The organism is Variovorax sp. P1_H2 (assembly GCF_056405295.1).
Genome location: NZ_JBFUCJ010000177.1, coordinates 1 through 8,586, shown reverse-complemented (window position 1 = coordinate 8,586; position 8,586 = coordinate 1). Strand labels below are relative to the sequence as shown.

The window sequence follows — 8,586 nt, the reverse complement described above, 5'->3', positions numbered from 1 at the left end:
GGCTTTGCCAGGCCGCGGGTATCGCCCCCTTGAGGGGCTGAGGTCCGCGGCTCCAAGCCTGCCTGCGCAGGCTTGGACGGAACCGAAGAGCCGCTGCCTCTGGCAGCGACTCGGGGCGCCGCAGGCGCTTCGGGGTGGGCTAAATCCCCAGCGCCTGGCGGTCGACCTGGTAGTTTTGCGGACCACGCTGGGCGATCTTGAGCGCGCCCAGATGGTTGCCGAGAGCGGCGCAGCGCGCCAGCGGCCAGCCTTGCTCGAGGCCGAACAGCAAGGCGCCGCGCCAGGCGTCACCGCAGCCGGTCGGCTCGACCACCGCCTCGGGCGTGACGGCCGGCACATGTTCGCGTTCGCCCTGGGTCCAGACCTCGCAGCCCTGCGCCGCCAGCGTCACGACCAGGCCACGCACCCGCTTCGAGATCTCCGCCAGGCTCCAGCCGGTGCGCTGCGACAGCATCTTGCCCTCGTAGTCGTTGACCACGACCCAGCTCGCCAGGTCGACGAAGTGCGCGAGTTCCTTGCCGTCGAACATCGGCAGGCCCTGACCCGGATCGAAGACGAAGGGGATGCCGGCCGCCTTGAACTGCTCGGCGTGCTGCAGCATCGCGTCCCGGCCGTCGGGCGCCACGATGCCGAGCCGGATGTCCTCGCGCGCAGCGACCTTCGTGATGTGCGCCTGCTGCATCGCGCCCGGGTGGAAGGCCGTGATCTGGTTGTTGTCACGGTCGTTCATGATCATGGCCTGGGCCGTGAAGGTGTCGTCGACCTGGCGCACGAACTCGGTGCTGATGCCAAGCGAGCGCAGGCGCTCGAGGTAGTCGGCGCCGTCGCTGCCGACCGTCGCCATCGGCAGCGCCGTGCCGCCCAGGGCATTGAGGCTGTAGGCGATGTTGCCGGCGCAGCCGCCGAAGTCGCGCCGCAGCCCGGGCACCAGGAAGGACACGTTGAGGATGTGCAACTGGTCCGGAAGGATCTGGTCCGCGAACCGCCCCTCGAAAGTCATGATGGTGTCGAACGCGAGCGAACCGCAAATCACTGCTGCCATGGGAGAGCCACTGGTTGGATTGAAGAAACTGGAAGGTCGAGAGGCTCAGGGATAGAGCGCCTCGATGCGAAAACCGGCGACCGGCGGCATCGACGCCGCCTCGGCGCCGCCGAGCCTGAGGGACAGCGATGCCGAGCGCTCGGTACGCGCCGGCAGCACCGCCGGCGCACCGAAGTCGAGGGGCATGAGCACGCGCCGCACCACCGCTCGCTCCTGCGTATCGAGCAGCGAGAGTTCGACCGCGGGCATCGCGAGCGGCACGGCGGCGACATTGCGCACCGTGAAGTTGAGCTGGAAGCCGTCGCCGCTCTTGTCGCGCGCGAACGATGCGCCATCGATCTTGATGTCGTTGATCTGCCGCAACGCCGAAAGCTCGCATCCGGCGACACGGCAGACAACGTTCAGCAACGGGCGCAGCGCCGGCTGGCGCGCCGCGATCAGGTCGCGCTCCTGATGCAGGACCTGGGCCGCGAGCAGAAGCGCCGCCAGCACGGCCGTGGCGAACAGCGAAAGCCTGACCACGGGACGGCCCCACCGGGACGGCGCTTCGTCGATCCCCAGGAAGGCCGGGCCCGCCGCGCGATGAAGCGCCCCGACGGACGCCGCTTCGGACTCGCTGGCGGCCAGGACCAGCGGCGCGGCGCCGGCCAACGCGCCCGCCCGCTCCCTCGCCTTGACCCTGGCCATCCGGGCCGACTTGACGCGCTCGCGGCGCAGCGCCTTCTGCAGTTGCGCATCGCTGGGATCGCCGAGCTCCGGCTCCGGCGCTGCGGCATCGCTCGGCGGCGCCATCGGCCGCGCAGGCAGCGTGAGGTCGATGTCCGGGAAGGACAGCGGCGGCGGCACGGGAGGACGAACGGCGTTGCGCCCTTCGTCGCCGAGCAGCAGGGAGTCCGGATCGGGCCATGACAGCGCACGCGTGTCCGCGAAGGCCGGCGCTTCGGCCAGCGGCGCCGGACCCGAAGCCAGTTCGTCGTCGAAGAAGTCGGCCTCTGCAATGTCCTTCGGAGGGGCGCCGGCAGGGACGACTGCGGCCGTGGCTTCGGCTTCGGCTTCGGCTTCGGGCTCGGGCTCCGGATCAGGGTCGGCTTGCGCAGGCTGGTCTTCCGAGGCCGGCACGGGCTCGGACAGCGGCACCGGCGCCGGCGCCGCGGGCAGAGTGTCTGCCGTTTCCTGCAGGTCGACGGTGGCATCGAACACCTGGCTGCAACGCCCGCAGCGCACCCAGCCATCGGAGATGCGAAGCTGGTCCCGCACCACCTTGAATGTGGTGTCGCACGCGGGGCAGCGGGTGACCAGGCTCATGAGGCGCCGATTGTATTGCTCGCCCCCAGGTTGCCCGCACTTCGTGTCGGGCGCCCACCCCCTGCCGGGGGCAACACCAGCGGCCCGGCAAAGCCGGTTCCGCGGTGTTTCACCAACGGGCCTGGCTGCGCCGGCCGCTAGGGCGTAGCCTTCGCTGTCATCAGGATCCAGCCGTCTTCGCTGTCGCTGACCTCGAGCGCCGCGTAGGGGGCATAGGCTGCCTTCAACTCGTCGGCCTGCCGCTCCAGGATGCCGGCCAGCACCAGGTCGCCGCCCGGCGCGACGTGGCCGCAGAGCAACGGCGCGAGCACCTTGAGCGGCGTCGCCAGGATGTTCGCGAGCACGATCTGGTAGCGGCCCGCGGCAGCCTCCGGGAGACCGGCCTTCAAGGCAACGCCATTGGCCTCGGCATTGAGCCGGGTCGATTCCACCGCGGCCTCGTCGATGTCCACCGCGTCGATGTCGAGCGCACCGAACTTCGCCGAGCCGATCGCCAGGATGCCGGAGCCGCAGCCGTAGTCGAGCACGCGCCGGCCCGCGAGCGTGCCGCGCGTGGCGATCCAGCGCAGGCACATGCGCGTGGTCGGATGGGTGCCGGTGCCGAAGGCCAGCCCCGGATCGAGCCGGATCACCTGGCGCGCCTGCGCCGGCGGTTCGTGCCAGGTCGGCACGATCCAGAACTCGGGCGTGATCTCGACCGGCGCGAACTGCGACTGCGTCAGGCGCACCCAGTCTTGCTCGGGCACGTCGGCCAGGCCCAGCAGCCGGCACTCGGCGAAGAAATCCTGCGCCTCGAGCAGCGCGGCCGCCTCGCGCGCCAGCGCCTCGGTGGCGAACAGCGCGATCACGCGCGAACGCTGCCAGCCATCCTTGGGCGGCGGCATGCCCGGTTCGCCGAACAGGGCCTGCTCGGCGTCGGTCTGCGCATCGGCGTCCTCGACCGAGACGCTCAGCGCATCGAGCGCGTCGAGCGCGTCGCTGACGGTCTCGACCAGATCTTCAGGCGCCAGCAGGCGAAGTTCGAACACGGCGATTCCTCTCAGCGCTTGTGGGCGCTGAGCCACTCTTCGAGATAGTGGATGTTGGTGCCGCCGTTCATGAAATTGGCGTCGACCATCAGTTCGCGATGCAGCGCGATGTTGGTCTGGATGCCTTCGATCACGGTCTCGTTGAGCGCCGTGCGCATGCGCGCCATCGCCTGTTCCCGGGTGTCGCCGTAGACGATGATCTTGCCGATCATCGAATCGTAGTTCGGCGGCACGAAGTAGTTGGTGTACACGTGGGAGTCCACACGCACGCCCGGTCCGCCCGGCGGATGCCACATCGTGATGCGCCCCGGCGAGGGCGTGAACTTGTACGGGTCCTCGGCGTTGATGCGGCACTCGATCGCGTGGCCGCGCATCTCGATCTGCCGCTGGGTGAAGGGCAGCTTCTCGCCCGCCGCCACCATGATCTGCGTCTTCACGATGTCGATGCCGGTGGTGAACTCGGTCACCGGATGCTCCACCTGCACGCGGGTGTTCATCTCGATGAAGTAGAACTCGCCGTTCTCGTAGAGGAACTCGAAGGTGCCGGCGCCGCGGTAGCCGATCTTCTTGCAGGCGGCGGCGCAGCGCTCGCCGATCTTCTCGATCAGCTTGCGCGGGATGCCCGGCGCCGGCGATTCCTCGATCACCTTCTGGTGGCGCCGCTGCATGGAACAGTCGCGCTCGCCCAGGTAGACCGCGTTCTTGTGCTTGTCGGCGAGGATCTGGATCTCGATGTGGCGCGGGTTCTGGAGGAACTTCTCCATGTAGACGGCCGGATTGTTGAAGGCCGCGCCGGCTTCCGCCTTGGTCATCTGGATCGCATTGACCAGCGCCGCCTCGGTGTGGACCACCCGCATGCCGCGCCCGCCGCCGCCGCCCGCGGCCTTGATGATGACCGGATAGCCGATCGCCCGCGCGATGCGCTTGTTGGTGGTCGCGTCGTCGGAAAGCTCACCCTCGGAGCCCGGCACGCAGGGCACGCCGGCCTTGATCATCGCCTGCTTGGCCGACACCTTGTCGCCCATGATGCGGATCGACTCGGGCGTGGGGCCGATGAACTGGAAGCCGCTCTGCTCGACGCGCTCGGCGAAGTTGGCGTTCTCGCTCAGAAAACCGTAGCCCGGGTGGATCGCCTCCGAGTCGGTCACTTCGGCCGCCGAGATGATGGCGGGCATGTTCAGGTAGCTCTGCGAGGACGGCGCGGGGCCGATGCACACGGCTTCCTCGGCCAGCTTGACGTACTTGGCGTCGCGATCGGCTTCGGAATACACCATTACCGCCTTGATGCCCAGTTCACTGCATGCGCGCTGGATTCTCAGAGCAATCTCGCCGCGGTTGGCGACCAGGATCTTCTTGAACATGCTCACTCGATGATGAACAGCGGCTGGCCGTACTCGACCGCCTGGCCGTTCTCGCCGAGGATCTGGGTCACGGTTCCGGCCTTGTCGGCCTCGATCTCGTTGAGGATCTTCATCGCCTCGATAATGCAGACCGTGTCGCCTTCCTTGACCTGGCTGCCGATCTCCACGAAGGCCGGGGCGCCCGGGCTCGACGAGCGATAGAAGGTGCCGACCATCGGCGACTTGATCGCGTGCCCCACAGGTGCGGCCTCGGCCGGGGCAGCGGCGGGCGCAGCCGCAATGGCGGGTGCCGCGCTGGCAGCCTGTTGGCCGCCAACGGGTGCAGCCAGCGTCTGGACGTACTGGACCGGTGCCGCGATACCACCCTTGACGATCCGAACCTTGCCTTCGGTTTCGGTGATTTCCAGTTCGGAAATGTTGGATTCGGACACCAGGTCGATCAGTGTCTTGAGCTTGCGTAGATCCATGGGACTCCAGCGCCGGCTTTGCCGGTCATTTGAATTTAACTCGCCTGAAGATCCGGTTATTTCGGCGTTTCAGCGCCAACTACCGGATTGATAGGGGCTGGATTCTAGCCGTGAACTATGCCCGTCGCCATGATTGCAGGTCGGCGGCGTCGAGCTTGCCCATTTTACGCGCCGCGATCGAGCCGTCCGAATCGACCACCACGGTGAAGGGCAGCCCGCCTGCCGTGTTGCCCAGCTGCTTGACCAGCTCGGTGCCCTGCAGGCCCGCCAGGCCGATCGGATAGCTGACCGGCGTCCTGGCCAGGAACTTGCGCACCGCGGTGGGCTGATCGATGGCCAATCCGACCACTTGCCAACCATTGGCATTGTTTTCACGAAAGAAGGCGTCGATCATTGGCATTTCCTCGACGCAGGGCGGGCACCAGGTGGCCCAGAAGTTCACCAGCAGGGGCTTGCCGCGAAGGCGCTCGACAACGAGTTCGCCGCCCTCCGGCCGCTCGAATCGCTGCGCCCAGAAGGCCGGGTCGATCTGTTCTCCGCCACCGCTTCCGCCTTGGCGCTGCTTCCACCAGGCACCGCCGATCCCGGCTGCGGCCGCGACCGCGGCCACGCCGCCATAGAGCCAGGCGCGCCGTGTGGGACTCGGGCTCATCCGCCGTCCCTTTCCTTTTCCATCAGCCGCCGGAGCGCCGCCAGGTTGCCCCGCGGCGCCCGCCCCTGCGAGTCGGGCTTGAGCGCCCCACGCAAGTCGTCCAGGTCGTAGACCAGCAGGTGGACGCCAACCTCCTCACCCAGCGTGCGGCTGCTGGTATGGACGCTGAGCGCCTCGACCTGCTCGCCGTGGAAGCCGGTGACCATGCGCGGTTCGTAGTCGACATGGTGATCGATCAACGCGATCTCGGCCGATTTCGAATCGTCGCAGAACAACTGGATGTAGATGTCCGACAGCCGTGTCGCGGTGCCATGCCAGACCGCGCCGCCCACATGGGGACGGAACTGCGCCATGCGCTCCATCCATTCGAGGGCCAGCAGGCGCAGCGCCTGCAGCTCCTGCGGCTGGGTGTCGGCGCAGAAAAGCTGGATGTAGTCGCGGACCTCCGCCTCGACCTCGTCGTTGTTCGGCAGCGCGGTGCGCGAAGGCAAGCCGAGATCGCGCAACGCGCGGCGCTTGGCGGGCCCGTATTCCAGCCCCTCCTCGACCACGAGGCGGGCCGCGGTGGCGGCAATTTCCTGCTTCGACGTGTCCATCGGGTCATTTTGCCGCACTGCGCGGATTGCGGGCGGATGCCCCCGGCGCGTCCCTAGAATCGACCGATGCACATTCACATTCTCGGCATCTGCGGCACCTTCATGGGGGGGGTGGCGGCGCTTGCCCGCGAAGCCGGCCACCGGGTGACGGGCTGCGACGCCGGCGTCTATCCGCCGATGAGCGACCAGCTGCGCGCGCTCGGCATCGATCTGATCGAGGGCTTCGGCGCCGACCAGCTGGCCTTGAAGCCCGATGTCTTCGTGGTCGGCAACGTGGTGTCGCGGGGCCGGCTGGCGGACGGCCAGCCGAAGTTTCCGCTGATGGAAGCCATCCTCGACGCCGGCGCTCCCTACACCAGCGGACCGCAATGGCTGGCCGAGCAGGTGCTGCAGGGCCGGCACGTGATGGCCGTCGCCGGCACCCACGGCAAGACCACCACCACCTCGATGCTGGCCTGGATCCTCGAGCGCACCGGCCGGGCGCCCGGCTTCCTGGTCGGCGGCGTGCCGCTCGACTTCGGCGTCTCGGCGCGGCTCGGTGGAGCGACCGGCGCCCAGGCCGGCGCCGGGCCGCTCCCAAGGCGGCCTGCGGCCCCCTCGGGGGGCAGCGAACCACACGCAGTGGGGAGCGTGGGGGCCACATTCGTGATCGAGGCGGACGAATACGACACGGCCTTCTTTGACAAGCGCAGCAAGTTCGTCCATTACCGCCCACGCACCGTGATCCTGAACAACCTGGAGTTCGACCACGCCGACATCTTCGACGACTTGGCGGCGATCGAGCGGCAATTCCACCATCTGGTGCGCACGGTCCCGGGCCGGGGCCGGGTGGTCGTCAATGCCACCGAGGAGAGCCTGCAGCGCGTGCTGGCCCAGGGCTGCTGGAGCGAGCTGGCGCGCTTCGGCGCCGGTGGCGAATGGCAGGCCGCGGGTCCGCACGACGCTTTCGACGTGCTGCGCCGGGGCGAACGCGTCGGCCGGGTCGAATGGGCACTCTCCGGCCTGCACAACCAGATGAACGGGTTGGCCGCGATCGTCGCTGCCGAGCACGTCGGCGTCGCACCGGCCGAAGCGGCCGAGGCGCTGGCCGGCTTTCGCAACGTGCGCCGGCGCATGGAGCTGCGCGGCAGCGTGGAGCGCAGCCCGGGGACGATCACGGTCTACGACGATTTCGCCCACCATCCGACTGCGATCCGCACCACGCTCGACGGCCTGCGCCAGAAGCTCGACGCCGCCGGCCGCAGGCAGGACCGCATCCTTGCGGTCTTCGAGCCCCGCAGCAACACCATGAAGCTCGGCACCATGGCGGCCCAGTTGCCCTGGAGCCTGGAGGCCGCCGATCTGTCGTTCTGCCACAGCGGCGGGCTCGACTGGGATGCTGCGGCGGCCCTGTCGCCGATGGGCGACCGGGCCCGGGTGGCGGGCGCCATCGCGCCCCTGGTCGCGCAAGTGGCGGCGGCGGCGCGCCCCGGCGATCACATCGTGTGCATGAGCAATGGCGGCTTCGGCGGCGTGCACGACAAGCTTCTGACGGCGCTGCGCGCGCCACAATGAGCCCTATGCGCGCACGACAACTCATCGAGACCCTCCAGCTGCAGCCCCATCCCGAAGGTGGCTGGTTCCGTGAAATGTTCCGCTCGGCCGCGCAGGTGATGCCGACCGACGGGCGGGCGGCGCGCGATGCGCTCACCACCATCTATTTCCTGCTCGAGGCCGACCAGCACTCGCGTTGGCACCGGGTGCAGTCCGACGAGGTCTGGATTCATCTCGAGGGCGCCCCGCTGGCGCTCTGGACCAGCGACGCGGCACTGCGCACGCCGCCCGCCCATCTGCGCCTCGGCCCGGTCGACGTCCACGGCACCCGCCCCCAGCACACCGTGCCCGCCGGCCAGTGGCAGGCGGCGCGGCCGATCGTGACGCCGACGGGCCCCGACTACACGCTGGTGAGCTGTACGGTCGGGCCGGGCTTCGACTTCGACGACTTCACTTTCATGCAGCCCGACAGCGACGAAGCCGCGCTGCTGCGCCACCACTGGCCCGACCTGGCCGCGCTGATTTGATCAGGCCGGCGCCGGGCCGCCCCAAGCCGGCCTGCTGCCCCCTCGGGGGGCAGCGACCCACACGCAGTGGGGGAG

Annotated in this window: 9 protein-coding genes; 2 read left to right on the top strand and 7 right to left on the bottom strand. The window is 68.8% G+C overall.

Annotation, left to right across the window (positions count from 1 at the left end):
• Nucleotides 1–139 precede the first annotated feature (139 nt).
• The 7 genes from AC1D2E_RS33335 to AC1D2E_RS33305 all read right to left on the bottom strand — a co-directional run bounded on the left by AC1D2E_RS33335 (nt 140) and on the right by AC1D2E_RS33305 (nt 6,451).
• Nucleotides 140–1,042 (bottom strand): carbohydrate kinase family protein, encoded by a 903-nt coding sequence (locus tag AC1D2E_RS33335; protein ID WP_478201370.1) that lies wholly within the window; start codon nt 1,040–1,042, stop codon nt 140–142.
• A gap of 45 nt (nt 1,043–1,087) precedes the next feature.
• Nucleotides 1,088–2,347: a zinc-ribbon and DUF3426 domain-containing protein gene (locus AC1D2E_RS33330; RefSeq protein ID WP_478201369.1), complete on the bottom strand. Its 1,260-nt coding sequence runs from the start codon at nt 2,345–2,347 to the stop codon at nt 1,088–1,090.
• A gap of 137 nt (nt 2,348–2,484) precedes the next feature.
• Nucleotides 2,485–3,375, bottom strand: a complete 891-nt coding sequence (gene prmA, locus AC1D2E_RS33325; RefSeq protein ID WP_478201368.1) for a 50S ribosomal protein L11 methyltransferase — start codon at nt 3,373–3,375, stop codon at nt 2,485–2,487.
• An 11-nt stretch (nt 3,376–3,386) separates the two neighbouring features.
• On the bottom strand, nt 3,387–4,736 hold the full coding sequence (accC, locus tag AC1D2E_RS33320) for an acetyl-CoA carboxylase biotin carboxylase subunit (protein ID WP_478201367.1): 1,350 nt from the start codon (nt 4,734–4,736) through the stop codon (nt 3,387–3,389).
• A 2-nt stretch (nt 4,737–4,738) separates the two neighbouring features.
• On the bottom strand, nt 4,739–5,203 hold the full coding sequence (gene accB, locus AC1D2E_RS33315; RefSeq protein WP_478201366.1) for an acetyl-CoA carboxylase biotin carboxyl carrier protein: 465 nt from the start codon (nt 5,201–5,203) through the stop codon (nt 4,739–4,741).
• A gap of 115 nt (nt 5,204–5,318) precedes the next feature.
• Nucleotides 5,319–5,855 (bottom strand): TlpA family protein disulfide reductase, encoded by a 537-nt coding sequence (locus AC1D2E_RS33310; protein ID WP_478201365.1) that lies wholly within the window; start codon nt 5,853–5,855, stop codon nt 5,319–5,321.
• Nucleotides 5,852–6,451: a hypothetical protein gene (locus AC1D2E_RS33305; RefSeq protein ID WP_478201364.1), complete on the bottom strand. Its 600-nt coding sequence runs from the start codon at nt 6,449–6,451 to the stop codon at nt 5,852–5,854. The genes AC1D2E_RS33310 and AC1D2E_RS33305 overlap by 4 nt, the downstream gene beginning before the upstream one ends.
• A 66-nt stretch (nt 6,452–6,517) precedes the next feature.
• Between AC1D2E_RS33305 and mpl the strand changes: the two genes are divergently transcribed.
• Together mpl and AC1D2E_RS33295 are read left to right on the top strand one after the other, a co-directional pair.
• Nucleotides 6,518–8,005: a UDP-N-acetylmuramate:L-alanyl-gamma-D-glutamyl-meso-diaminopimelate ligase gene (mpl, locus tag AC1D2E_RS33300; protein ID WP_478201363.1), complete on the top strand. Its 1,488-nt coding sequence runs from the start codon at nt 6,518–6,520 to the stop codon at nt 8,003–8,005.
• On the top strand, nt 8,002–8,511 hold the full coding sequence (locus AC1D2E_RS33295) for a cupin domain-containing protein (protein ID WP_478201362.1): 510 nt from the start codon (nt 8,002–8,004) through the stop codon (nt 8,509–8,511). The genes mpl and AC1D2E_RS33295 overlap by 4 nt, the downstream gene beginning before the upstream one ends.
• Nucleotides 8,512–8,586 lie beyond the last annotated feature (75 nt).